The following is a 24,513-nucleotide window of genomic DNA, read 5'->3' on the forward strand; positions in this document are numbered from 1 at the left end:
GTTGGTCAGGAGGCTGTGAAACGCCGCGGGTCAACGCATTGAAGTCCTTCCTCTTAACAAGACAATAAAGCAACAGTTATTTCTTCCACTTGTTCAGGCGCTATCTTTGCACCCTTTACCCCGAGCAAAGAAAGGACGAGCCGAATGAGCGCAGGTGTTTTACTGGAAAAATACAAAGCCGACCCCCGCCTTTTTCAAGTAGCGGACAAGCTCAGTTATGCCCAGCCGCAAAAGATCTGGTTGCAGGGATTGTTTGGCAGTTCATCGCAGTTTGTTGCCGCCGGTATTTTCCTTCATTCATCCTGTTCGCAGTTGAACCATGTGTTTATCTGCAACGATGCCGAAGATGCCGCATATTTTCAGAACACGCTGGAGAACCTGACCGACGCAATCAACATTTACTATTTTCCCTCGTCGTTTAAAAACCGCAAGAATTACCGCCTGCTCAATTCATCGCACGTCATGCTGCGCACCGAGGCGTTGACGAAGTTTTCGTCGCAACTGGGCAACAGGGTGGGAGCCCTCGTGACCTATCCCGAAGCCGTGGCCGAAAAGGTGGTGGTTTCCAAAGCCATTTCCGAGAATATCATTCACCTGAAAGCTGGTGATGAAATCGATCCCGACGGGCTGTATGCGCGGCTGGTGGATTATGGCTTTGAGCGGACCGACTTTGTCTACGAGCCAGGGCAGTTTGCCGTACGGGGCGGCATCCTGGATATTTATTCGTTTGGCAACGAAAAACCCTACCGGGTTGAGTTGTTTGGCAATGATGTGGACTCGATCCGCATCATCGACCCGGAAACACAACTGAGTGAGCGACGCCTGTTGCAGGTCAGCATCATTCCCAACGTGGAAACGCAGTTTGAAGAAGAGGAGAAGGTTTCGCTGCTGCAGTTTCTCCCGGAGAACACCGTGGTGTGGATCCAGGACGAAGACCTGCTGCGGGAAAAATTACTGAACACGGAAGAAGAAGTAGACCTGTTTCTTTCCACCGTTCAAACAACCAGCAAACCGGCCGACGAAGAAGCGGACGACAAGCTGGTGAAAAAGGATGTGAAACGCGAAGAGTTTATTTCCGCCGCCAATTTTTTCGACGACCTCCGGAACCGGTCCGTCCTTTATTTTGGATACGAGAAACCGGAGCAGTTTCATACCGAAATTGGCTTTGCCACCAAAAGCCAGCCGGCCTTCAACCGCCAGTTCGATTTTCTGATCAACGACCTGAAAAGCTGGGAGGCCAAACGGTTTGAACTGAACATCTTTGCCGAAAACCCCAAGCAGCTCGAACGGCTATACACCATCTTCAACGACCTGAAGGAAGAAATCCAGTTCAACCCGATTGCCACGTCCATTCATGAAGGCTTTATCGACGAAGACCTGAAGATCGTTTGCTACACCGATCACCAGATCTTCCAGCGCTATCATAAATACAGGGTCAAGCAGGCCTACAACAAAAACAAGGCGCTGACACTTCGAGCCCTGCGTGAATTGCAGCCCGGCGACTACGTGACCCATATCGATCACGGCGTCGGTGTGTACAGCGGTCTGCAGAAAATAGAAGTGGCGGGCAAAATGCAGGAAGCCGTCCGGCTGATCTACAAGGACAAGGACATTCTGTACGTCAACATCAACTCGCTGCATAAGATTGCCAAGTACACGGGCAAGGAGGGCTCCGTGCCGAAGGTCAACAAGCTGGGCTCCGACGTCTGGAACCGGTTGAAAGAAAAAACCAAGACCAAAGTCAAGGAGATCGCCTTTGACCTGATCAAGCTTTATGCGCAACGCAAGGCGCAAAACGGATTTCAGCATACCCCTGACAACTACCTGCAAACCGAGCTCGAAGCCTCGTTCATTTACGAAGACACGCCGGATCAAAGCAAGGCGACGCTGGATGTAAAGAAAGACATGGAGTCGCCCTCACCCATGGACCGCCTCGTGTGCGGTGATGTGGGTTTTGGAAAAACGGAAATTGCCGTGCGTGCCGCCTTCAAAACCGTCGTGGATGGAAAGCAGGCCGCCGTGCTGGTACCGACGACCATTCTTGCCTTCCAGCACTACAAAACCTTCAGCGAACGCCTGAAAGATTTTCCCGTAACGGTGGATTATATCAACCGCTTTAAGTCGGCAAAGGAGAAAAAAGAAACGCTGAAGAAACTCGAAGAAGGAAAGATCGACATCCTCGTAGGAACGCATGCTATTCTTGGAAAAGAAGTCAAGTTCAAAAACCTTGGCCTTCTAGTCATCGACGAAGAACAGAAGTTTGGTGTGGCCCACAAGGAAAAAATTAAAACGCTGCGTACCAATATCGATGCGCTGACACTGACGGCAACGCCCATTCCGCGTACGCTGCAATTCAGTTTGATGGGGGCAAGAGACCTTTCCATCATCAACACGCCGCCGCCGAACCGGCAGCCGATCCAGACGGAGGTGCGGGTCTTCAACCAGGATTTTATCCGCGATGCGATCTATTTTGAAACCGAACGTGGCGGGCAGGCCTTCTTTATTCACAACCGAATCCAGGGTTTGGCCGAAATGGCTGCCATCATCCAGGGCCTTTGTCCTGATTTAACCATCGGCTGGGCACACGGCCAGTTGGAAGGGCACGAGTTGGAAGAGCGCATCATGGATTTTATTGACAGGAAATACGACGTGCTCGTATGTACCAATATCGTGGAAAGCGGTGTGGACATTCCCAACGTGAATACCATCATCGTGAACAATGCGCACCAGTTTGGCCTCAGCGACCTCCACCAGTTGCGCGGCCGTGTGGGACGCAGCAACAAAAAGGCCTTCTGCTATCTCCTGGCGCCGCCGATGAGCACCTTGCCAACCGATTCCCGTAAGCGCCTGCAAACGCTGGAGCAACACAGTGAATTGGGAAGCGGTTTCCAGATCGCAATGCGTGACCTTGACATCCGCGGTGCCGGTAACTTACTCGGTGGCGAACAAAGCGGTTTTATGGCCGAAATCGGTTTCGAGATGTACCAGAAGGTACTTGCCGAAGCCATCAAGGAATTGAAGCGCACCGAATTCAAGGAACTGTTCAAAGAAGAAATTTCCCGGCAGGATGATTTTGTGCAGGATTGCACCATCGATACCGACCTGGAGATCCTGATCCCCGACGATTACGTGGAAAATATTACGGAACGTCTTTCGCTTTACTCCCGCCTCGATAACTGCGAAACCGAAGAAGAATTGCAGGCCATGGAAGTGGAGCTGACCGATCGCTTTGGTCCCCTGCCACCGCCCGTGCAGGAATTGTTTGTCACTGTTCGTTGCCGCAAGCTGGCCGTGGAATTGGGATTCGAACGACTGATCCTGAAAAACGACTCGCTCAAATGTTACTTCATCAACCGTCCGGATTCGCCGTATTTTGAATCGGAAACCTTCAACCGCATCCTGTCGTATTTGCAAACCGGCACAAACAAAGCCCGGTTAAAGCAGGTGGGAAAACTGTTTATGATCGTAGCCGAACCGGTGAAAGACATGCAGGATGTACACCAGTTTTTGGGACGGATGCATACGACCGTCACAAAAGCGCCGGCGGCAACAGTGCAGGAATAAATCTCGCTAAATGTTCAAAACCGCATTTTATGCGTTGGCGGCATTGGTGACGGCAATGCTGGTAAACGGCAGCAGGAACGAACCAATGAACATGATGTAGAAGCCGGTACCAAACGACTGCAGCGTTTCCGCAACATTTTCCTTCGACTGGGTCATGGTAAAGACAATGATGGCGATAATCGCCAGCAAGGGAAACAGGTTAAACAGGACGGATGTTTTTTTGCGCAAAATGGCGAGTACGAGATTGGCGACCACACACAAAAACACAATCAGCAGGCAGATAAACGTAACCAGTTGGGTTGACGTAAACCGGCCCATGCTTCCGAAGCCTTCGGTGAGCAGGCTCCAGGCACTCAGGTTGGTTCCATAAATGGGTAGGGTGCTCAACTGCAGGAAGAAGGCAGCAACAATCGCAAGACTCAAGACAATGCGCAGTATGTTCTGATTTTCCATCGTGGAAAAATTTGGCAAAAGGTAGAAACTGTTTGCCGTTTTTACAAAAAAAAGGCGGCGTTGCGTGTTTGTACGCAGTGCCGCCCTCATTCGTGTTGGAACGCTGAAATATTTATAAAAGGCGCATATGCTCTTCGTCGGTCAGGCCTTCTTCGGTTTCGTTGTATTCCACAATGAAATTATTGCGGCCCTCACCAATCATGATGCGCAGGAATCTTCCCTGCACCAGTTCCAGCATCGATAGAAACAGGAAGATGGCATGCACCCGGTTCTCCACTTTTTCAAACACTTTTTCAAACGAAAGGGTACGCTGGCTTTGGGCCAGTGCAATCATGTCGTTGCGGCTTGTTTCCATGCTGTAGTTGTAGCGAACCACTGTGTGAATGGGCTTGTTCATGCGGTCCTGGTAGCGCTGCATCACCCGTTCAAAGGCTTTCATGAGTTTGAACAACGTGATGGTTTGCACTTCGGTGCCTTCGCTGGCCTCTTCGCCAATCTGCGATAGCTCTTTCTGGATATTGCCCCGCTTCACCATCAACTGTCGTTCCGCCTCCAGCAGGGTCATTTCCGCCGCGGCCTCTTTGTATTTTTTGTATTCGAGAATCTTGTCCACGAGTTCCTGGCGGGGGTCGATCTCGTTGCCTTGGGCATCCACCTCTTTGCGCGGCAGCAACATTTTTGCCTTGATGCGCATCAGCGTCGAGATGAACAGGATAAACTCACTGCTCAATTCAATGTTGAGAGTCTCCTGCTGGTGAATGAAGGCCAGGAAGTCGTTGATGATCTTTGTGATCGGGATATTATAAATATCCAGTTCGTCTCTTTCGATAAAGAAAAGGAGCAGGTCGAACGGACCTTCAAACTGGGGTAATCTGATTTGGTAGGTTGAACTCACAGGCTTGAAAATTAAAAGAAAGTCCCGCCTGCGCAGGCGGGACAAGTCAAAAATAGGGTTTCTTTCGCAAAAGCGGCGCCCTGGCTCTTTTCAATAAAAGACGAAAGCCGGCGCCCGTGCCGGGAAATTTGGAAACGGTACCCGGCAGCCGCTAGCGTTGTTTCAGCGAATCGCGGATCTCCATCAGCAGCTTTTCCTGCAGCGTGTACTCCGGTGCAGCCGGTTCGGCCGCGGCTACTTCTTTTTTGCGTTTCAGGCTGTTCATGCCTTTGATCAGGAGAAACAGGGATAAGGCAATAATGATAAAGCTGATGACGGCTGCTAAAAACTTGCCGTATTTAACAGCACCCCACGAAAGTTCTTCGAGATTTTTAAGGCCGGCTTTTTCCAGCAGGGGCGCCAGTATCAGCGGGGTAATGATGTTTTCTACCAGCGAGGTAACGATGGCGCCGAAAGCACCGCCGATGATTACGGCAATGGCCAGGTCAACAACGTTGCCTTTGAGGGCAAACTCCTTGAATTCTTTGACAAATCCCATAACGAAGGTTTTTGGTTTGTTTCCGAATGTAATACAGTTAGAGGACAGTTCAGAGAGGCGTCCCTATTTTTCTTCCGGGGCAGGATATTGCATGTTCAGTGCGGCCAGCGCATCGGTTATCTTTTGTGCAATGATGTATTCCTTGTACCAGTTATGATCAGCCGGTACAATGGTCCAGGGAATCTCGTTGCAATACGTGAAGACATCTTCGTAGGCAGCCCTGTATTTGTCCCAGAGCTTTGCTTCTTCAAAATCCTTTGCATTGTACTTCCAGCCTTTTGCCGGGTCCTGCGTTCTTTCCTGCAGCCGCTCCATTTGCCGTTCCGGAGAAACGTGGAGATAAAATTTCAAAATGGTTGTGTTGTTGTGTTCTGCCAGCAGTCGTTCAAAATCGTTGATGGCTTTGAATCGTTTTTGTGCTGTTTGGTCGTCGCACCAGCCATGCACCCGGGTTACCAGCACGTCTTCGTAATGGCTCCGGTTGAAAACCTGGATCATTCCTTTCGGCGGGGCATACCGGTGAATGCGCCACAAAAAATCATGACTCAACTCTTCTTCCGTCGGCGCCTTAAAGCCCTTCACCGACACACCCTGCGGATTGAGACCGGTGAAAACATTCTTAATGGCGCCATCCTTGCCGCTGGCATCCATGCCCTGGATAACCACCAGCACGGCGTGCTTGCTTTCGGCATAAAGGCGGTTCTGCAGATCGTCGAGTTGCTCATGCAGTTTAGCCGTTTTTTCTTTTGTTTCGTCCTTGGAAATTTCTTTGGGCGAGCGGGTTGGGATAGCGGTCAGAATGGCCATAAAGATTTCTTGTTTTAAATGAAAAAGCAGGTGCACTTTTGCAGCCCATGTCCAATCAAAAAACAGCCAACTGGGGTTTGTTCATTGTCCTTGCGCTGGTTTGGGGAAGTTCGTTTATTTTGATGAAAGAAGGAGCGAAGACCTTAACCGGCTGGCAAATCGGGACTGTCCGGATTTTTTCTGCAGCAATGGTCTTTTTTCCCTTTGCCGTGTTTTTTCTTCGCCGTATTCCGCGCCGCAAGCTGCCACTGATCGTTCTTACCGGAATCCTGGGCAACTTATTTCCGGCTTTCCTCTTTGGCATTGCCATCCAGCGACAGACGGAAAGTGCCCTGGCGGGTATCCTGAATTCATTGACTCCGCTTTTTGTGATCTTGATCGGCGCACTGTTTTTTCGCAAAACCGTTCCGGCAAAAAAGGTCATCGGGGTTTTGATCGGGTTCGCCGGGCTGGTGCTTTTGAGCCTGGCCAAAGGACCGGTCACGCTCAGCGGGATCGGTTTTATGCTGCTCATTCTTCTGGCCACTGTTTTCTATGGCTTAAATGTCAACCTTATTACCACCTATTTAAAAGGCATCGATCCATTTCAAATGGCAACGGTTTCCATCGCTTCGCTGTTGCTGCCGACCAGTGTGCTGCTTTATTTTCACCCGGTCTCCTTTGCAACGGCCGCCATGCGGCAAAGTATCCTGGCAACGGTTACATTGGGCGTCATGGGTAGTGCAGCCGCCACGACCCTGTATTATATTCTCATCAAAAAAGCGGGCGGCCTGTTTGCCTCCCTGGTTACCTATGCCATACCCGTGGTGGCAATCTTCTGGGGCCTGCTGGACGGTGAGCAGGTTGGCCCGGTGACGGTGGTCTGTCTTGGAATTATTTTGGGCGGTGTTTACCTGGCAAATAAATAGTTGACGCGTTCACAAGTTGGTGTAAACGAAAACAGCTTTCCACTGGTGAAAAGCTGTTTTTTTATCAAGCGTCCATAATGGTGCAGACTAAAGACACGTGAGCTTGTAAACTCGTGCACTTTTCTACACCGACATGATCTCTTTTTCTTTCGATTGAAGGTGTTTGTCGACCAGGGAAATATGGTGGTTGGTCAGTTCCTGGACTTCTTCTTCGGCGTCTTTGGCGGCGTCTTCGCTCAGGCCGTTTTTCTGTGCTTTTTTAATGTTTTCGATGGCATCGCGGCGAATGTTACGGATTGCTACCTTGGAATGCTCGCCTTCTCCCTGGCAACGCTTCACCAGCTCGCGGCGGCGTTCTTCGGTCAGTGGTGGAAGAAACATGCGGATGATGTTCCCGTCGTTTTGGGGGTTGATGCCGATATTCGAATTGATGATGGCTCTTTCAATGGGGTGGAGCATGTTTTTTTCCCAGGGCTGAATGCTCAGCGTACGGGCATCGAGCACCGTAATGTTGCCAACCTGGCTGATGGGCATGGGAGAACCATAATAATCAACGCTGATACCATCCAGCATTTGCGGGTTGGCCTTTCCAGCCCGTATTTTTCCCAGTTCAGCCTCGAGGTGACTGATGGCTTTCTTCATGGAATCTTCAGCAAATGAAAAGATTGACGACACGTCTTCTGTTGACATACGTTTTGATTTTTTGGTAGCGCAAAGCTAAGGAAGAAGCAGCTAAAAGGAGGTCATCTTTATTGCTCGGCCACGGCGGCTTCCTCGTTTTTAAAGGCAACGATTTTGGTGCCCTGGCCTTCGGTGGCCTGCGTGTAGGAAGAACTGGCCACCACGAGTACCGGCCGCTTTTTCCAGTATTTTAAAACGGCAATCAACGCAAACGAGCTTCCGATCATGAGGCTGAGTAGCACAGTTGTGCCCATGGAGCGGCCCGCATAGGCAAGCGCCACGAAAAATACGTTCATCAGGAGACAGATCATGGTAACCTGGCTGTGGTTAAAGCCACGGTCCAGTAACAGGTGATGAATGTGGTTGCGGTCGGCCGAAAACGGCGAACGGCCCTTCGAAATCCGGACGCTGAAAACCCGCATCGTGTCGAGGAGGGGTACGATCAGGATGGAAAAACCAATGGCAACCGAAGACGTAATAGGGAAACTACCGTTAAGGGAGTCGGCCACCGTAATGAACTTAATGACCAAAATGGCATTGACAAGTCCAAGAAGCAGCGAGCCGGAGTCGCCCATGAAAACTTTGGCGGGATGAAAATTATACACCAGGAAGGCGCAAAGGGCACCGGTCAGTCCAAAAGAGAGTACTGCATAGGCAGGCATGTGGGCCATGGCAAAGTAGGTGCCGAAGAGGGCCGTGGTCAGGATACCCAGGCTGCTCGACAGGCCGTCGACCCCATCGATCAGGTTGAAAGCATTCACGATAACGATGATGGTCAGGTAACTCAGCGGAAAACTGATGTATTCGGGAAGTTCATGAATTCCCAGGAAGCCGTGCATGCTGTCGATCCGTACACCGGCCAGGTGAATGATGATGGCAGCCGCCCCGATTTGTCCCAGCAATTTTTTGGAAGCGGAAAGGATCAGGATGTCGTCTTTGATCCCCAGGAAGAACATTAGCACAAAGGCCGCATAAAAATATTGGAACTCCGGCGCCTGTTGTAGCGAAAGGCAAAGCAGGAGCGACAGCAGGAAACCGATAAAGATACCAACACCACCCAGCGAGGCAATAGGCTTGGTGTGGAGCTTGCGTGCATCGGGTACATCGAACAACCCTTTTTCATCGGCTACTCTAATGATTGCGGGAATTGCAATGAAAGCAATGGCAAAAGAGACAGACCCAGCCAACAACAAATTCATCATACTGCAGGGTTTTGGAGTGTTACAATCAGTGTCATGCAAAGTCGTTTTTCGGGTTAGCGTTCTTCACGTACATGGCTTCTGCAATGATACTTGAGACGCAAAAGTAATAAGTTGAGATGATATTTTGTAATAAAAAAGATCGCACATTTGCAGGGCAAAAACGCATGATAACGGTCTTGCAAAAGGCCTTGCACCAATAAAAAATTTATGCCAAATCTTACCGAAATCGCTTCGCAGGTCAGACGGGACATTGTTCGTATGGTTCACGGCGCTGCCAGTGGCCACCCCGGCGGATCGCTGGGATGTGCTGATTTTCTGACAGCTCTCTACTTCCAAATCATGCATCACACACCACAGCCGTTTGATATGGATGCCCTCAACCAGGACGTCTTTATCCTCTCCAACGGTCACATCTCTCCGGTTTTTTATTCGGTGCTTGCCCGCAGCGGCTATTTCGATGCGGCGGAGCTGGCCACCTTCCGCAAGCTCAACTCCCGGTTGCAGGGGCACCCCACCACGCACGAAGGACTGCCGGGTGTGCGCATTGCCACAGGCTCGCTGGGACAGGGAATGAGTGTAGCCATTGGCGTTGCCCTGGCGAAAAAGCTGAACAACGACCAAAGCGTGGTCTATACTCTACACGGTGACGGTGAATTGCAGGAAGGCCAAAACTGGGAGGCCATCATGTTTGCGCCCAACCACAACGTGGACAACCTGATTGCCACGATTGACTGGAACGGGCAGCAGATCGACGGTCCCACCTACAAGGTCAACGACCTGGGCAACCTGCGGGAAAAATTTGAAGCCTTCGGCTGGCACACCCTGGAGATGAACGGTAACGAGATGGACGAAGTGGTGCACACGCTGGAAGAAGCAAAATCGCTTGTGGGTAAGGGTAAGCCCATCGCCATCATCATGCGTACCATCATGGGCAAAGGGGTGGAATTTATGGAGAACGATCACAACTGGCACGGTGTAGCCCCCAACGATGAACAACTGGCGAAAGCACTGGCACAATTGCCGGAAACGCTGGGTGATTATTGACCGCACCCAGCCCTGGAAGCCGCCTCGATGTCTCAAAAGCCTCCCCAAACCCCTCCAGGGAGGGGCTTTCCATCGCACAGACCCCTTCTTTTGCACGATACTTCAAAGCCTCCATCAGTCATCCTGATGGAGGCTTTTGCTGCCGTTTGGCGTCCCCGCCAACAGCTTTTTCTTTTGCCCCGGCGGGACTCCTGTTAATAGAAAATGCTCATAGAAAAGAGAACGAAGCTCCGAAGGAGCGATATATTTTTTATGTCATCAGTGACAGAATAGCCATGAAGCTTCCATTGCGGCGCTCCGTTCAACGTTCGGAACGCAGCCGGGCAAAAAGAGACGCCATCCCTTCAAGGGATGGCGTCTCTACGGATAGATAAGAATCCTGCCCAAGCGGGCCCTGTGCGTAGAAGTTCCCTCTCCTTGAGGCGAGGGCCGGGGTGAGGTGCTACTTCACTTCCTGCATCTGCACCAGCCTGTAATAATATCCTTGTTTTTGAATCAATTCCTCGTGTGTGCCCCTCTCCACGATCTCGCCTTTTTGCAACACCAGAATTTCATCGGCATGGCGAATTGTCGAAAGGCGGTGGGCAATCACGATGGAAGTACGGTTTTGCATCATGTTGTTGATGGCGTCCTGCACCAGCCGTTCGCTTTCGGTATCCAGAGAGGAGGTCGCCTCGTCGAGGATCAGGATCGGCGGATTTTTAACGATGGCCCTGGCAATGGTCAGGCGCTGGCGTTCGCCGCCGCTCAGCTTTGTTCCGCGATCGCCGATATTGGTCTTGAAGCCGGCTTCTTTTTTGGTGATGAAGTTGAACGCATTGGCCACTTTCGCCGCTTCCTCAATTTCTTCCTGGGCTGCTTCCTGTTTGCCCAAACGGATATTGGCATCGATCGTATCGTTGAACAGGATCGGTTCCTGCGTAACGATGCTGATATGATCCCGCACGGATTTTAGCGAATACTCTTTGATGTTCACGCCGTCGATCAGCAACTCACCGCCACTCACGTCGTGAAAGCGGGGAATGAGGTCGGCCAGCGTGCTTTTACCCGCACCGGAAGAACCAACGAGAGCCACCGTCTTTCCTTTTTCAATGGTCACGTTGATGTTTTTCAGAATGGGCACGCCGTCGTAGGCAAAGGCCACGTTGCGGAGTTCGATCTTGTGTGCAAAGCTGTCGAGCTTTTTTCCCGAGGGGTTGTCGTCGATCGCACTTTTTGTTCGCAGGATTTCTTCAATCCGTTCAATGGCAGCCGTGCCCCGGGCCATGTTGCTAAACGACGTGGACAGGGTTTTGGTCGGATTGATCAACTGGTAGAAAATCCCGAGGTAGGCAATGAACAGCGAGCCGGTGAGGCCAACGCTATCGCTCAAGACCAGGCGTCCGCCAAAATACAGGATGGCGGTAAAGATCATCACTCCCATCAGTTCCGAAACCGGCGAGGCCAGGTCGCGGCGGTAACCAATTTTGTTTTTGGCCCTGACAAGGGAGTGGTTGATGGAGAAAAAGCGGTTGCGCAGCAGCGGCTCCGAATTGAAGGCCTTGATCACCCGCAGACCGGAAAGCGTTTCATCCAGCACAGACAGGGATTCGGAGTTCAGGTTGGCGACATCGGCCGACGACTTCTTCAGGCTGCGACTGATTCGGCCCAAAACAATCGCCACTACCGGAATGCACAGCAGCACAAACAGGGTCAGTTTAACACTGATCAGCAGTAGCGTAGCCAATGTAAAGAGGATCGTCAGCGGGTCACGCACCCATCCCTCCAGTGTTCCCACAACAGACCCTTCCACTTCGCTCACGTCGTTGGTGATGCGGCTGATGATGTCGCCTTTGCGTTTTTCGGTAAAAAAACCAATCGGCAGGTGCAGCACTTTTTCATACAGTTCGGTGCGGAGCTGGTTGACGATCTTGTTTTTTAAGGGGTTGAGAATAAAATAGGCCAGGTAAAGAAACAGGTTCTTGAAAAAAATCGAAACGATGATCAGCACGCAGATAATCCCAAGCGTGGGAACGGCGCCCCGTTTGCTGATGCTGTCGAGCAGGAACTGACGGATGTAATTCACCACCGAATTGTTGGTTCCGTCGAGCATGCCGCTGCCGATCTTTTTGCCGTTGAAGATCATTTCCAGGAAAGGCGCCAGCATGCCCAGCGACACCAGGGAAAAAACAATCGAAAGCAAAATAAATACGATGTAAAGGAACGCTTCGGCTTTGTAGCGGCTTAGATAATTGAAAACTCTGGCGTATTTCTTCATTGGCGGCCTGCGGCACTGTTTTGGAAAGGCGCAAAGTAACTAATTTTACCCCGTCCGCCGGTGTTTTCGCCGCAGCGGGCAACAACATTAAACGTTTGTTATGAAGGAAGGAAAACGGCAGAAACAGATCGGCGGCTTGATCCAGGAGGAAATCAATGCCATTTTTCAACGGCTGGGTCTTGGTTTTATCCATGGCGGCATGGTCTCGGTTTCGTCTGTGAAGGTCACCCCCGACCTGTTGGAAGCACGGATTTATCTGAGCATCTACAACACAACCGATAAAAAAGCGATTCTCCACAAAATCGAAGAGCGTCACTGGGAAATCAAAAAAGAGTTGGCCGCCAGGGTCAAGCACCAGTTGCGGCGCATACCGGAACTGAAGTTCTTCCTCGACGATACGCTGGACCAGGTATTTAAAATCGAAGAATTGTTCAGCAAGATCAAAGCCGACGAGAAAAAGGATGAAGGTCCCGAAAACGAAAACCCGTAAACCCTGCCTCGTAAACTTGTGAACTGCGAACTGTGAACTTTTTATTCGCCTGGCGCTACTTCAAAGCCAAAAAAACCACCAATGCCATCAATGTGATCTCGTGGATCTCGATTGTGGCCATGCTGTTCGGCACGGCAGCGCTGATCCTTGTGCTGAGTGTTTTCAACGGCTTCGAAGACCTGGTGAAAGGACTTTATTCCTCTTTCTACCCCGATCTGCGCATTGCGCCGGCATCGGGTAAACAACTGACGTTAACACAGGAGCAGTTGCAAAAAATCCGCGCTGTCAACGGCGTAAAAGCAGTTTCGCTGGTTGTGGAAGAACGGGCCTTGCTCCGCAACGGCGAATCGCAATCCATGATCAACCTGAAAGGTGTGGACGAATCATACGGACAGGTAACGACTGTGCCCCAACACATGATCAGCGGGCAGTTTTCGGTGGGAACCGAAGAAAGGCCCTTGCTGGTGCTGGGTGCCGGCATCGAAAACGCCGTCGGCGTAATGGCGGACCGCAACCTGAACCCGCTTGTGGTATACCTGCCCCGCAAAGGAGAGGTCAATCTTTCCGATCCGTTTCAATCACTGAGTACCGATACCGTCAATACCTCCGGGAGTTTTGTGATCCAGCAGGATTTTGACAACAAATACGTGCTGACCAACCTGCAGTTTGTGAAACGCATGCTGCACATGGAAGCGGATTCCTATGGTGCAGGCGAGGTTGCCGTGAAGGCCGGCGCGGAGCCGGAGGTTGTGCAAAAGCGTCTTCAGAATCTTTTGGGCAATGCCTTTGAAATCCAGACCCGCTACGAACAGAACAAAAGTCTTTATTCCATCATGCAGATGGAAAAGTGGGTGATCTATGCCATCCTTTCGCTCATCCTCGTGGTGGCGGCCTTCAACATGATCGGGGCTCTGACCATGCTGGTACTCGAGAAAAAAGAAGACATCGGTGTGCTGCACGCCATCGGCGCCAGCCGCGAATTCATCAAGCGGATTTTTTTAACCGAAGGCCTTCTGCTGGCCCTGATCGGCGGCGGCGTGGGAATGCTGCTGGCGCTCCTCATTGCCCTTGCACAAATGAAATTTCACCTGATCCCGCTCCAGGGTGATAGTTTTATGATTGCCTATTTCCCGGTGAAGCTAAACCCCTGGGATTTTTTGCTGGTGGGTGCCACGGTGCTGGTGATTTCACTGCTGGCTGCTTTTGTCCCGGCACGGAAGGCGGCCAACCAGCAGGTAGTGCTGCGGAGCGAATGAATCCGCTGCACTTTACGTTTGCAACTGCTTTCTATCTAACATAACGTAGCTGCAGAAGCCTTTGTCGGCCCTGCTCAAGAGTCTTTCCGGACATACAAGAGTGCGACGCAACAGGTGATGATAGCAGCACTGCAGCTCAGTCCAAAAAAATTCTCTTTGCTTTTTGCACTCCGGTTGTAGCGTAATTTCATTGGCTAATTGACAAGGTTTATGGATTATGCTTTATTAGGTAAATCAGACCTACGCATCAGCCGCATTGCCATGGGCTGTATGTCGCTGGGAACAGAACGGGAAAGCAACAAAAAGATCATTCACCGTGCTATTGAAGGCGGCATCAATTATTTTGATACGGCGGATTTATACGACAAAGGATTGAACGAAACGAGTGTGGGTGCGGCCTTAAAAGGTAATCGCAAGGAAGTAATCATTGCCACCAAAGCGGGTAACCAGTGGCGTGCGGATGGCAGTGGCTGGGACTGGAATCCGTCGAAAGACTATATTCTTACCTGCGCGGAGAACAGCCTCCGGCGGCTGCAAACCGATTACATTGACCTGTACCAACTGCACGGTGGCACCCTCGACGATCCCATTGATGAGACCATCGAGGCGTTTGAAATGTTGAAGCAGCAGGGCAAGATTCGGTGGTACGGCATTTCGTCCATCCGTCCGAACGTGATCAGGGAATATGTCAATCGATCCAACATCGTAAGTGTGATGATGCAATACAGTTTACTGGACAGGCGGCCGGAAGAAACTTGTTTGGACCTGCTGCAGCAAAACAACATTGGTGTGCTGGCAAGAGGCAGCGTGGCTTCCGGGTTGCTCGTGGACAAAGCGGCAAAACCCTATTTGAATTATTCCGCAGCAGACGTGGAAAGGGCGGCAGCGGCTGTCAGGTCAATTTCTTCAGACCGCCGCACACCGGCGCAAACAGCCATACAATACGTGTTGAACCATCCCGCCATCACAGCGGTGGTAGTGGGTATGAGAACCAGGGAGCAGTTGGAAGAAGCGTTGCAGGTAGTGAAAGTCAAAGGCCTGACAGTAGAGGAGATGAACCGTTTGCGGAACAGTGTTTCTGGAAACCGGTATGAGCAACACCGCTAATAACACACTTGTTACTGTATTGCAGACATGTTTTCTTTTTGTTCAAGTGACGCTTCCTTAAGGTAATCAAAAATCTGGCTGATCTGCTGGTCGCTAAGTTGTGTAAACGAAGGCATCACCTGTCCGTTGAATTACACAGCCAGTTTTTTTGCATAAGGATCGGTTGCAATAAAGCGCGCCGGATTTTTTACCCATCTGATCAAATTTTCTCTTTTTGTCCATGGGCCTCTTGCTTCCACACCACCCAGCGCTGGACCGGTTAGGGTTTTGAAAATGGAATGACAGGCTTGGCAATTGGCAGAAAAAAGGTTTTTGCCCGCCACGTTTTTAACGACAGCTGCTATTGAGGAAGAGTTTGTTTTTGCTTCCGCTGCATTTTCTCTTGACGCAATCCATTGCGATTTTACCATTGGCTTCATGACGGTATATGTGAGTGCGGCACCAAACAAAATCAGTACAGAATAAAGGATGTATTTGATCTGTGCCATACTTCTTGAAGGGACGAACGGAGAAGCCGCGCAGTTGAGCGCGGCTTCTGCAAATACAACACTTCTTTACTTCAAAATCTCCCTGCTGATCACCACCTTTTGGATTTCGCTGGTGCCTTCGCCGATGGTGCACAACTTGCTATCGCGATAATGTTTTTCCACCGGGAAGTCTTTCGTGTAGCCATAACCGCCAAAGATCTGCACGGCATCATTGGAAACCTTTACAGCTACTTCGCTTGCGTAGTATTTGGCCATGGCCGAAACCTTGGTTACAGGCTGCTTTTTACTTTTGAGGTCACAGGCTTCCAACGTCAGCAAATTGGCGGCTTCGATTTCCGTGGCCATGTCGGCAAGTTTAAAGGAGATGCCCTGGAAGGAGGCAATGGGCTTGTCGAACTGGTGGCGCTCCTGTGCATATTGCAGGGCGGCTTCGTACGCACCTTTGGCAATGCCCAGCGAAAGCGAAGCAATGGAAATGCGTCCGCCGTCCAAAACCACCAGCGCCTGCTTGAAGCCGTCGCCGACCTCGCCTAAACGGTTGGCATCGGGGATCACGCAGTTCTCAAAAATCATTTCGGCTGTTTCGGAGGCCCGCATCCCCAACTTGTTTTCCTTTTTGCCACCGCTAAAGCCAGGCGTGCCCCGCTCCACCACAAAAGCCGTTGCGTTGTTTTTTGCCCGGGGTTCGCCGGTGCGGCAAATGACCACGGCCACATCGCCGCTCTTGCCATGCGTGATCCAGTTTTTAGTGCCGTTGATGATCCAGTTGTCGCCATCTTTTGTCGCCGTACATTTCATGTTGCCGGCATCGGAGCCGGTGTTGGGCTCCGTTAAGCCCCAGGCACCGATCCATTCGGCCGTGGCCAGTTTGGGAAGCCATTTTTGCTTTTGTTCTTCGTTGGCGAAATTCAGAATATGACCGGTACAAAGCGAGTTGTGCGCCGCCACGCTCAGGCCAATGGAGCCGTCCACTTTGGCAATTTCTTCAATGATGGCTTTGTATTCGAAATAGGAGAGACCGGCACCACCGTATTCTTCGGGGACCAGGACGCCCATCAAACCGAGTTCACCCAACTGCTTAAAAATGTGAAGAGGAAATTCCTGGGATTCATCCCACTCCATTACATGGGGCTTGATGTGTTGTACGGCAAAGTCACGGGCAATCTGTGCTACCTGCGCGGTGATTTCATTGGTTTCAAAATTCATAAAAGGAGCAATCGTTTATAGAGACGAAGATAAGGTCGGAACCATGATTTGGGTGGATTGACAGGATGTGCAGGAAAACTGACCTTCTTCTATTGAAAAGAACTTTTTGTAATCAAGGCGTCTTTATTTCCAATTTAAACTTTTACATCTACCCAAATCAGGGTTCAGACATGCAATTCCAATCCATCGTAGGCAAGATGCATGCCCTCGGGTAAGATGTTTTCAATTTCGTCGTGCCGTCCCAGCTGGTGAGAGATATGCGTGAAATACGCTTCCGGAACCTGCAGTTCCTGCACCAGCGCAATGGCTTCATCGAGCGAATAATGCGAGATGTGTTTTTCCTTGCGCAAGGCATTTACCACTACGATTTTGCTGCCCCAGATCTTTTCCTTTTCGCTTTCGTCGATGCGGTTGGCATCCGTGATGTAAGTAAAGTCGCCAAAGCGAAAGGCAAACACCGGCATCTTCAGGTGCCAGACCTGCAGGGGGACGATAGGAATATTGCCAACAGAGAAGGCTTCAAGACCGATCGTGTTCAACTCGATGTTGGGAACGCCGGGATATTTTTTATCGGCAAAGGCATACGCAAACTCCCGCATCAGCGCATCGATGGTCATGGGGTTGGCATAAACTTCCATGGCCTGCTCCTGGAAATAATTAAAAGCCCGCACGTCATCCAACCCGGCGATGTGGTCTTTGTGGGGGTGGGTGAATAAAACAGCGTCGAGCCGTTTTACTTTTTCCCGCAGCATCTGGTAGCGGAAATCAGGAGTGGTGTCAACCACGATGGTTGTGGAAGGCGATTGCACCATGATGCTGGAACGCAGCCGGGTATCTTTTTCGTTTTTCGACGTGCACACCGCACATTCGCAGGCAATCATGGGAACGCCGCTGCTGGTGCCGGTGCCAAGAAAGGTAATGGTAAGGGGAGGAGTATTCACAATTGAAAGGTAAGAAGGAAACAAGGACGTGGGGCAGTACGCCGTTGGCAGTAAAACGAACCAGTCTGTCATTTCTCCGACTGCATACTGCCTACGGCAAACTTTCATCACCGTCGCCCTGCGCTGCATGGTAACGGCCCATGATATCGTCGAACCATTTGCGGCTGTCGGGAGAAAGGGCTTCCGCGTCGATTTTGAGTTGCGGCACAAGATCGATCAGGGTGTTGATGCGCCCTTCCAGGGGCAGGAATTTATTGAGTACAACCACTTTCCTGTCTTCCAGTATGCAAAAGCCGCTTTGAAAAGAGCCTCGTTCGTACCGGACGATGTAGCCGCTTTCTTCAATCATCTTGTCGATTTTGTCAAGTGTTGTCTGCGTATACTTCATGTGAAAAAGTCAAAATTCAAAAGGCAAAAGTAAAAAGAGAGTCTCTATTAAGACAGTCTTTTGCATTATTTGCTCACCATCTGCACCACGGGTACAATCATTTCTTCGAGACTGACACCGCCGTGCTGAAACGTGTTTTTGTAATAATTCACGTAATGATTGTAATTATTGGGATAGCACAGGAAAACATCCTCGCCGCCAAAGATGTACGACGAATTGATGTTGGGAGAGGGGAGCCCGATCTCTTTCGGATCGCGGAAGGCCAGCACTTCTTTGGGATCGTAGTTCAGGTTGCGGCCGTGCTTGTAACGCAGGTTGGTGGTGGTTTGCTTGTCGCCGATCACCTTTACCGGCGTTTTTACCTTCACACTGCCATGATCCGTGGCCAGTACGATCTTGATGTTTTTGTCGGCAATTTTTTTCAGCGCCTGGTGCAAAGGCGAATGTTCGAACCAGGACTTGGTGATACTGCGGTAGCTGACTTCGTCGCCGGCCAATTCTTTCAGCACTTCCATCTCGGTTCGTGCATGGGAAAGCATATCGACAAAGTTGTATACGATCACGTTCAGGTCGTTGCCCAGTAAATTATGCACGTTGTTCAACAGGTCAAGACCGGCCTGGTTGTTCAATACCTTCGTGTACGAAACCCGCAGGTTGCCTTCACCAAGGGTTTTTAACTGGCTACGTAAAAATTCTTCCTCAAACAAATTCTTTCCGCCTTCTTCGTCGTCGTTTTTCCATTGCTGCGGATATTTTTTTTCGATGTCAATCGGCATCAGTCCGGAGAAAATGGCGTTGCGGGCATAATGCGTGGCGGTGGGCAGGATGCTGTAAAACGTGTCTTCTTCCACCAGCCGGAAACTCTCCAGGAAAATGGGCATGATGGTGCGCCACTGGTCGAAACGCAGGTTGTCGATCAGGACAAAAAACGTGGGAACGCCTTTTTCAATGTGGGGCATTACTTTTTCACGGACCAGCGTATGCGAAAGAACGGGTTTGTCTTTGACACCGGGTTTTAGCCACGATGCATAGTTCCGGCTGATGAATTTAAAAAACTCGGTGTTTGCTTCGCTCTTCTGGGCCTGAAACACCTCCTGCATTTCAGGGCTGTCGCTGCGCTGCAGGCTGAGTTCCCAGTGCACCAACTCCTTGTAAATACCCATCCACTCGTTGTGGTCAGGATTGGAGTTAAGCGCCATGAACAGGTTGCGGAACTGCTGCTGGTAAGCCGTGGTGGTTTTTTCCGCTACCAGTCGCCTGTTGTCGATGATTTTTTTCAGCGAAAGCCAAACCTGGTTAGGATTCACAGGCTTGATCAGGTAGTCAGAGATCTGGCTGCCGATGGCTTCGTCCATCAGGTTCTCGGTTTCGTTTTTAGTAATGAGCACTACCGGAATCTGGGCGTTCACTTCCTTTATTTTCGAAAGGGTTTCCAGGCCGGTGATGCCGGGCATGGTCTCGTCGAGCAGCACAACATCCACGGCATTTTCCTTTACAAAATCAATGGCATCAAACCCGTTGGTGAGCGTTTGCACATCGTATCCCTTGTTCTGCAAAAAAATCTTTTGCGATTGCAGGCTTTCAATTTCATCATCTACCCAAAGAATCTTCGCTAGTGACATAGTTCTTCTGTTTAAGTGAAACGTCAAATGTGAGTCGTGAGGCGGAAGAGTCTTTTACATCGATGTGAACTCCGCTTTCACGTTTGATATTTCACGTCTCATGAATTTCAAATGTAATCTCTGCAAACGAGAAACCAAGTTGCGCAACTGCTCCCGGCTTATTTTTGAGGCAACTTTATCTTTTTCGCATGGCTTATGTACGCAAGATCATCAACGACCCCGTCTATGGTTTTATTACGATTGATGACCCGTTGATATTCGAGATCATTTCGCACCCTTACTACCAGCGCCTGCGGCGCATTCATCAAATGGCCTTTGCATCGCTGGTGTACCCGGGAGCTGTACACACCCGTCTGCACCACTCACTTGGCGCTTACCACCTTATGGGGCTTGCACTGACAGAGTTGTGCAACAAAGGCGTGGAGATTACAAAAGATGAAGAGCAGGGAGCGAAAATCGCCATCCTGCTGCACGACATCGGCCATGGCCCGTATTCGCATGCGTTGGAAAGAAAACTGATTAAAGGCGTGCACCACGAAGAAATCTCGATCCTGATCCTGCAGTTGCTCAATGAAAAAATGAACGGCCGCCTGCAAACCGCGATCGATATTTTTACCGGGAACCATCCCAAGCGATTTCTTCACCAGTTAGTATCCGGGCAGTTGGACGTAGACCGCATGGACTATCTTACCCGCGACAGCTTTTTCACGGGAGTGGTGGAAGGTGCCATTGGCTACGACCGCATTTTAAAAATGCTTACCGTACACAACGGTGAACTGATGGTGGAGGAAAAGGCCATCTTCACGGTGGAGAAATTCCTCGTGTCCCGCCGCCTGATGTACTGGCAGGTTTACCTGCACAAAACCGTAATGGCTGCCGAGAAAATGCTGGTGCGCATCATCGAGAGGGCCAATGAACTGATTGCCGGCGGCATAGAGTTGCCGATGGCTTCGGCCAACCTGCAGTTCTTCCTGAAAGAACACAGGCCCGATGGCAATTTTATCAAACACCTCGAAAAATTCGCCCAGCTCGACGACACCGATGTGATGTGCACGGTGAAAAACTGGTGCGGGCATTTTGATACCGTGCTGTCGCGGCTGAGCAAAGGACTGGTCGAGCGAAAATTACTCAAGATCAAGTTCTCTGCCGAACCCTTCGATGACACGCTGGTTGAGGCATTGCGGAAGGACGTGGCGCAAAAGCTGGCTGTCTCCGAGGCCGAAGCCTCCTACCTTGTTTTTACCGGCGAAGCAGTGAATACCACCTACAACCCGGATGATGAACATATTAAAATTCTTTACAAAGACGGTACGATCTCGGACATCTCCCGCGTGGACAATGCGCTGATCCGCGAGCAAATCTCCGCCACGGTCAAAAAATATTACCTTTGCTACCTTAAATAAAAGAGGTCAAAAAAGGCTAAAAGTCAAAAATCTCATAATAACCAGCGGTCTGTTGCCGTTTGTACCGTTTGATGGTGATATTTGTTCCGTTGACAGCATAGACCTGTTTGACTTATTTGACTTATTAGACATTTATGCAATTCACAGCCGCCCAGATCGCAATTTTGCTGAATGGAAAAGTAGAGGGAAGCGCCGAGGCCAGTGTGTCCTCGTTTGGAAAAATTGAAGAAGCGCAGGAAGGGCAGTTGACCTTTTTAGCCAATCCCAAATACGAAGAATTTTTATATTCAACGAACGCCTCGATTGCCATTATCAACGAGGCCTACGAGTTGCGCCAGCCGGTCAAGCCTACGCTGATCCGTGTGCCGGATGCCTATACGGCCTTCGCCCTTCTCCTGAGCAAGTACCAGGAAATGGCAACGCAACAACTCAAAGGAATTCAGCAACCTTGTTATATCGCCTCCTCCGCCCGTATTGCCGGCGACGTGTATGTCGGTGCTTTTGCTTATATCGGCGAAAATGTACGGATTGGCGAAGGATCCAAAATTTTTCCGCACGCATTCATTGGCGACAATGTCACCATTGGCCGCAACTGCATCATTCATCCCAGCGTAAAAATCTACCATGATTGCGAGCTGGGAAATCATGTGACGATCCATGCCGGCACCGTGATCGGTTCCGATGGTTTCGGTTTTGCTCCGCAGGCCGACGGCTCGTTTAAGAAAGTGCCGCAGATCGGCAACGTGGTGATCGAAGACAATGTGGAGATCGGTGCCAATACCACCATCGACCGGGCAACCATGGGTTCTACCTGCATCAAGTCGGGCGCCAAGCTGGATAACCTGATCCAGATTGCACACAACGTGGAAGTGGGCAACAGTACCGTGATTGCGGCACAGGCTGGCGTGAGCGGCTCTACCAAGATCGGTAGCAACGTGATGATCGGCGGACAGGCCGGGCTGGTAGGACACATCCAGATTGCCGACGGCTCCAAGATCAACGCACAAAGTGGCGTAAGCAAAACACTCAAGGAGCCCTATAGCGCGGTGACAGGTTCTCCGGCTGCTGATTATACAAGTGCCCTGCGCAGCCAGGCGGTCTTTCGCAACCTGCCGCAACTGGAAAAGCGCATCACGGAACTCGAAAACATCATCAAGCAATTACTGACACTGCAGCCTGATTCCATCCTGAAAGAACGGGAGGATTAGAAGGCCTCGCACAAATTCCTATTGTGAATGGTGAATAAGAGACCTCTCGATTCACCATTGACGATTCGCCATTCACCCCACACTGACAACAAGCGTTTCTTTTGTTCAGTCTGCGCTATCTTGTTTTGTGCCTGTAACGTCGCTCTTATCAGCGTCCGGCGTAGCAGTGTACAACCATTTATGCAAATGCAGGATTCTGTGTTTAACTTTCCTTTCATTCGATTGCCCGTTTCAAACCTTTTCGTATGTCTGCTATCACCACATTTACGGGGAGTATACCATACCATTACGAGACCTTTCTCGGCCCCCTGTTTTTCGAACCGTATGCACTTGACCTGGCCGAACGGATTCACGCAAACGACCGGGCAAGGATTTTGAAACTGGCCTGCGGCACCGGCAGGGTAACCAGGCAGCTTGTGGGCAAGTTGCCTCAAGATAGCCGTTTGCAGGCGACAGACCTGAATGCCGATATGCTCAGGATTGCAAAAGAGCAGGTGAATGATCCCCGTGTGGAATGGTCGGTTGCCGATGCGCAGGACCTGCCTTTTGAAAGGGAGCAGTTCGATCTGGTGATCTGCCAGTTCGGCGTGATGTTTTTCGAGGACAAGCGCAAAGCCTTTGCGGAAGTTTTCCGCGTGCTGAAACCCGGCGGCAGCTTTCTATTCAATACCTGGGATGCGGTGCCGCACAATGCGGTTGCCAGCTTAACAGAACAGGCCTTGCAGAAGGTTTTTCCAAAAGACCCGCCCACATTTTTTATGAAGGGGCCACATTCATTTTTTGACCAGAGCCTGATCCGGCAACTGCTGGAAGGTTCCGGTTTTCGCCGGGTAAAAATTGAGCCTGTTGACAAAACATCTGTGGCCGCGACGCCGGATGATGTGGTCAGGGGCATTCTGGACGGCACACCGATCAGTCCTTTTTTGAAAGAACGGGAAGAACAGGCAAACGAAGTCAGGAAACAGTTGCGGGAATTGCTGGTTCGCGATTATGGCAACAGGAATCTTGCCTTGCCCATGCGGGCCTTTGTTTGCGATGCGGCCAGGCCCTGATGCTCTTTTTTCTAAAAATTACTTTGGCAGGCTTGCGGTCGTTTTCACCGAGCTTATCTCCGAAAGATCGTAGGAAGGGCAGGCGCCCTGGCGCGATGCAATGAATGCGCCCAGCGAGTTGGCAAACTGGAGTCGTTCTTCGATGGCGACACCTTCTTTTGTTTTGGCCAAAAAGCCGGCTAAGAACGCGTCGCCGCTTCCAACGGTGTCGGCCACCTTCACTTTAAAGCCGCCGTGGGCATACAGGCATCCTTCCTGGCAAACCATGGCCCCTTCGCCGCCCCTGGTTACAATAATTGTCGGAATGGAAAAGCGGCTTTGCAGGTCTTTGATCTTTTCTTCGTCGGTCGCCAGGTTGGTGTACCAGGAACTGATCAGGGGTAATTCGTGTTCGTTTAGCTTGAGGATATCGGCGGTGTGCAGGAGTTTTTCAACAAGATCTTTCGAAAAATGCGGTGGCCGGAGGTTGATGTCCAGCACTTTGGTATGGGCGGCTTCGAGCAGTTTCCACAAGGTCTTTGCAGACGTGTCGTGCCGGGCTGCCAGGCTTCCGTAGATGAAAAAGCGGGCATCGTTCACCAGTTCCGTCAATCCCTTTTCCAGTGAAATAAAGTCCCAGGCCACGGGTTGTACGATTTCGTAGGTCACCTCGTTGCTTTCGAGGATGGTGGCGTTCACGATGCCCGTCATGTGTGCAGAGTCCTGTTGCACATAGCTGGTGTTGATGCCATTGATGACGAGCAGTGACAGTAGCTCGTCGCCCCGCTTGTCTTTTCCCACCCGGGAGATCAGGGCCGTTTGCAATCCCTGTTTCTGCAGGTGGTAGGCCACATTCATCGGAGCGCCACCCGGTTTGGTGCCGGTGGGCAAAATGTCCCAAAGGATTTCACCAAAACAAACGGCATCGAAGCGCTTTTCCATATAACAAGAATTTAGGCATTCGCGGGCAGAAAATGGCGGCCGGGAAGACCCGTGTCGGTGCGTGTTTCCAGGCTTGTGCCGG

At 50.8% G+C, this 24,513-nt stretch carries 22 protein-coding genes; 9 read left to right on the plus strand and 13 right to left on the minus strand.

Annotated features, from left to right (window positions below):
* The first annotated feature begins 144 nt into the window (after positions 1-144).
* Positions 145-3,564 (plus strand): transcription-repair coupling factor, encoded by a 3,420-nt coding sequence (gene mfd / locus D6024_RS07700; RefSeq protein ID WP_121353997.1) that lies wholly within the window; start codon positions 145-147, stop codon positions 3,562-3,564.
* 27 nt (positions 3,565-3,591) lie between these two features.
* Here mfd and D6024_RS07705 read toward each other — a convergent pair whose 3' ends face one another.
* The 4 genes from D6024_RS07705 to D6024_RS07720 all read right to left on the minus strand — a co-directional run bounded on the left by D6024_RS07705 (position 3,592) and on the right by D6024_RS07720 (position 6,257).
* Complete coding sequence (locus D6024_RS07705) at positions 3,592-4,017, minus strand: hypothetical protein (RefSeq protein WP_162944619.1); 426 nt, start codon at positions 4,015-4,017, stop codon at positions 3,592-3,594.
* Positions 4,018-4,129: 112 nt separating this feature from the next.
* Positions 4,130-4,912 carry a segregation and condensation protein A gene (locus D6024_RS07710; RefSeq protein ID WP_121354160.1) on the minus strand — a complete coding sequence of 261 codons (783 nt, stop codon included), beginning with the start codon at positions 4,910-4,912 and terminating at the stop codon, positions 4,130-4,132.
* Positions 4,913-5,063: 151 nt separating this feature from the next.
* The gene (mscL, locus tag D6024_RS07715) at positions 5,064-5,450 is read right to left on the minus strand and encodes a large conductance mechanosensitive channel protein MscL (RefSeq protein WP_121353999.1); all 387 of its coding nucleotides are present in this window, start codon (positions 5,448-5,450) and stop codon (positions 5,064-5,066) included.
* A 63-nt stretch (positions 5,451-5,513) separates the two neighbouring features.
* On the minus strand, positions 5,514-6,257 hold the full coding sequence (locus tag D6024_RS07720; protein ID WP_121354161.1) for a PPK2 family polyphosphate kinase: 744 nt from the start codon (positions 6,255-6,257) through the stop codon (positions 5,514-5,516).
* Positions 6,258-6,304: 47 nt separating this feature from the next.
* Between D6024_RS07720 and D6024_RS07725 the strand changes: the two genes are divergently transcribed.
* Positions 6,305-7,165, plus strand: coding sequence for a DMT family transporter (locus tag D6024_RS07725; protein WP_162944620.1), 861 nt, complete (start codon positions 6,305-6,307; stop codon positions 7,163-7,165).
* A 123-nt stretch (positions 7,166-7,288) separates the two neighbouring features.
* Here D6024_RS07725 and frr read toward each other — a convergent pair whose 3' ends face one another.
* Positions 7,289-7,855 (minus strand): ribosome recycling factor, encoded by a 567-nt coding sequence (gene frr, locus D6024_RS07730; protein ID WP_121354001.1) that lies wholly within the window; start codon positions 7,853-7,855, stop codon positions 7,289-7,291.
* Positions 7,856-7,914: 59 nt separating this feature from the next.
* Entirely contained in the window at positions 7,915-9,048 is a 1,134-nt protein-coding gene (locus tag D6024_RS07735) for an MraY family glycosyltransferase (RefSeq protein WP_121354002.1), read from the minus strand.
* 207 nt (positions 9,049-9,255) lie between these two features.
* Here D6024_RS07735 and D6024_RS07740 point away from each other — a divergent pair, with 207 nt between their 5' ends.
* The gene (locus tag D6024_RS07740) at positions 9,256-10,092 is read left to right on the plus strand and encodes a transketolase (RefSeq protein ID WP_121354003.1); all 837 of its coding nucleotides are present in this window, start codon (positions 9,256-9,258) and stop codon (positions 10,090-10,092) included.
* Between the two features lie 442 nt (positions 10,093-10,534).
* On the opposite strand, the gene D6024_RS07745 is transcribed toward D6024_RS07740, so the two are convergent.
* Positions 10,535-12,349, minus strand: a complete 1,815-nt coding sequence (locus tag D6024_RS07745; RefSeq protein ID WP_121354004.1) for an ABC transporter ATP-binding protein — start codon at positions 12,347-12,349, stop codon at positions 10,535-10,537.
* 100 nt (positions 12,350-12,449) lie between these two features.
* On the opposite strand from D6024_RS07745, the gene rbfA reads away from it, so the two are divergent.
* The 3 genes from rbfA (at position 12,450) to D6024_RS07760 (ending at position 15,202) form a co-directional block, all read left to right on the plus strand.
* A complete protein-coding gene (gene rbfA / locus D6024_RS07750) occupies positions 12,450-12,839 on the plus strand; it encodes a 30S ribosome-binding factor RbfA (RefSeq protein WP_121354005.1) in 390 nt (129 codons plus the stop codon).
* A 32-nt stretch (positions 12,840-12,871) separates the two neighbouring features.
* Positions 12,872-14,095 carry an FtsX-like permease family protein gene (locus tag D6024_RS07755; protein WP_121354006.1) on the plus strand — a complete coding sequence of 408 codons (1,224 nt, stop codon included), beginning with the start codon at positions 12,872-12,874 and terminating at the stop codon, positions 14,093-14,095.
* Positions 14,096-14,305: 210 nt separating this feature from the next.
* Positions 14,306-15,202: an aldo/keto reductase gene (locus D6024_RS07760; protein ID WP_121354007.1), complete on the plus strand. Its 897-nt coding sequence runs from the start codon at positions 14,306-14,308 to the stop codon at positions 15,200-15,202.
* Between the two features lie 131 nt (positions 15,203-15,333).
* Here the strand turns inward: D6024_RS07760 and D6024_RS07765 are convergent, their stop codons facing one another.
* The 5 genes from D6024_RS07765 to porX all read right to left on the minus strand — a co-directional run bounded on the left by D6024_RS07765 (position 15,334) and on the right by porX (position 19,847).
* Positions 15,334-15,690, minus strand: coding sequence for a c-type cytochrome (locus D6024_RS07765; RefSeq protein ID WP_205573240.1), 357 nt, complete (start codon positions 15,688-15,690; stop codon positions 15,334-15,336).
* Positions 15,691-15,756: 66 nt separating this feature from the next.
* On the minus strand, positions 15,757-16,896 hold the full coding sequence (locus tag D6024_RS07770) for an acyl-CoA dehydrogenase family protein (RefSeq protein WP_121354008.1): 1,140 nt from the start codon (positions 16,894-16,896) through the stop codon (positions 15,757-15,759).
* Positions 16,897-17,060: 164 nt separating this feature from the next.
* Positions 17,061-17,837: an MBL fold metallo-hydrolase gene (locus D6024_RS07775; protein ID WP_121354163.1), complete on the minus strand. Its 777-nt coding sequence runs from the start codon at positions 17,835-17,837 to the stop codon at positions 17,061-17,063.
* Positions 17,838-17,928: 91 nt separating this feature from the next.
* Positions 17,929-18,225: a hypothetical protein gene (locus D6024_RS07780; RefSeq protein ID WP_121354009.1), complete on the minus strand. Its 297-nt coding sequence runs from the start codon at positions 18,223-18,225 to the stop codon at positions 17,929-17,931.
* A gap of 65 nt (positions 18,226-18,290) precedes the next feature.
* On the minus strand, positions 18,291-19,847 hold the full coding sequence (gene porX / locus D6024_RS07785; protein WP_121354010.1) for a T9SS response regulator signal transducer PorX: 1,557 nt from the start codon (positions 19,845-19,847) through the stop codon (positions 18,291-18,293).
* A 188-nt stretch (positions 19,848-20,035) separates the two neighbouring features.
* Here porX and D6024_RS07790 point away from each other — a divergent pair, with 188 nt between their 5' ends.
* From D6024_RS07790 to D6024_RS07805, 3 genes are all read left to right on the plus strand, one after another.
* Entirely contained in the window at positions 20,036-21,250 is a 1,215-nt protein-coding gene (locus D6024_RS07790; RefSeq protein ID WP_121354011.1) for an HD domain-containing protein, read from the plus strand.
* A gap of 134 nt (positions 21,251-21,384) precedes the next feature.
* Positions 21,385-22,458 (plus strand): UDP-3-O-(3-hydroxymyristoyl)glucosamine N-acyltransferase, encoded by a 1,074-nt coding sequence (gene lpxD, locus D6024_RS07795; protein ID WP_121354012.1) that lies wholly within the window; start codon positions 21,385-21,387, stop codon positions 22,456-22,458.
* A 245-nt stretch (positions 22,459-22,703) separates the two neighbouring features.
* The gene (locus tag D6024_RS07805; RefSeq protein ID WP_121354014.1) at positions 22,704-23,510 is read left to right on the plus strand and encodes a class I SAM-dependent methyltransferase; all 807 of its coding nucleotides are present in this window, start codon (positions 22,704-22,706) and stop codon (positions 23,508-23,510) included.
* An 18-nt stretch (positions 23,511-23,528) separates the two neighbouring features.
* On the opposite strand, the gene D6024_RS07810 is transcribed toward D6024_RS07805, so the two are convergent.
* Positions 23,529-24,431, minus strand: a complete 903-nt coding sequence (locus tag D6024_RS07810) for a carbohydrate kinase family protein (RefSeq protein WP_121354015.1) — start codon at positions 24,429-24,431, stop codon at positions 23,529-23,531.
* Positions 24,432-24,513 lie beyond the last annotated feature (82 nt).

The sequence above is a fragment of the Flavisolibacter nicotianae genome, from assembly GCF_003628535.1.
In the GTDB taxonomy this organism is placed as follows: Bacteria; Bacteroidota; Bacteroidia; order Chitinophagales; family Chitinophagaceae; genus Flavisolibacter; species Flavisolibacter nicotianae.

Excerpts from the sequence above, each read along its gene's own strand:
- mfd (WP_121353997.1), top strand. The coding sequence starts at position 145 with ATGAGCGCAGGTGTTTTACTGGAAAAATACAAAGCCGACCCCCGCCTT.
- D6024_RS07705 (WP_162944619.1), bottom strand. The coding sequence starts at position 4,017 with ATGGAAAATCAGAACATACTGCGCATTGTCTTGAGTCTTGCGATTGTT.
- mscL (WP_121353999.1), bottom strand. The coding sequence starts at position 5,450 with ATGGGATTTGTCAAAGAATTCAAGGAGTTTGCCCTCAAAGGCAACGTT.
- D6024_RS07720 (WP_121354161.1), bottom strand. The coding sequence starts at position 6,257 with ATGGCCATTCTGACCGCTATCCCAACCCGCTCGCCCAAAGAAATTTCC.
- D6024_RS07725 (WP_162944620.1), top strand. The coding sequence starts at position 6,305 with ATGTCCAATCAAAAAACAGCCAACTGGGGTTTGTTCATTGTCCTTGCG.
- frr (WP_121354001.1), bottom strand. The coding sequence starts at position 7,855 with ATGTCAACAGAAGACGTGTCGTCAATCTTTTCATTTGCTGAAGATTCC.
- D6024_RS07735 (WP_121354002.1), bottom strand. The coding sequence starts at position 9,048 with ATGATGAATTTGTTGTTGGCTGGGTCTGTCTCTTTTGCCATTGCTTTC.
- D6024_RS07740 (WP_121354003.1), top strand. The coding sequence starts at position 9,256 with ATGCCAAATCTTACCGAAATCGCTTCGCAGGTCAGACGGGACATTGTT.
- D6024_RS07745 (WP_121354004.1), bottom strand. The coding sequence starts at position 12,349 with ATGAAGAAATACGCCAGAGTTTTCAATTATCTAAGCCGCTACAAAGCC.
- rbfA (WP_121354005.1), top strand. The coding sequence starts at position 12,450 with ATGAAGGAAGGAAAACGGCAGAAACAGATCGGCGGCTTGATCCAGGAG.
- D6024_RS07760 (WP_121354007.1), top strand. The coding sequence starts at position 14,306 with ATGGATTATGCTTTATTAGGTAAATCAGACCTACGCATCAGCCGCATT.
- D6024_RS07765 (WP_205573240.1), bottom strand. The coding sequence starts at position 15,690 with ATGGCACAGATCAAATACATCCTTTATTCTGTACTGATTTTGTTTGGT.
- D6024_RS07770 (WP_121354008.1), bottom strand. The coding sequence starts at position 16,896 with ATGAATTTTGAAACCAATGAAATCACCGCGCAGGTAGCACAGATTGCC.
- D6024_RS07780 (WP_121354009.1), bottom strand. The coding sequence starts at position 18,225 with ATGAAGTATACGCAGACAACACTTGACAAAATCGACAAGATGATTGAA.
- porX (WP_121354010.1), bottom strand. The coding sequence starts at position 19,847 with ATGTCACTAGCGAAGATTCTTTGGGTAGATGATGAAATTGAAAGCCTG.
- D6024_RS07790 (WP_121354011.1), top strand. The coding sequence starts at position 20,036 with ATGGCTTATGTACGCAAGATCATCAACGACCCCGTCTATGGTTTTATT.
- lpxD (WP_121354012.1), top strand. The coding sequence starts at position 21,385 with ATGCAATTCACAGCCGCCCAGATCGCAATTTTGCTGAATGGAAAAGTA.
- D6024_RS07805 (WP_121354014.1), top strand. The coding sequence starts at position 22,704 with ATGTCTGCTATCACCACATTTACGGGGAGTATACCATACCATTACGAG.
- D6024_RS07810 (WP_121354015.1), bottom strand. The coding sequence starts at position 24,431 with ATGGAAAAGCGCTTCGATGCCGTTTGTTTTGGTGAAATCCTTTGGGAC.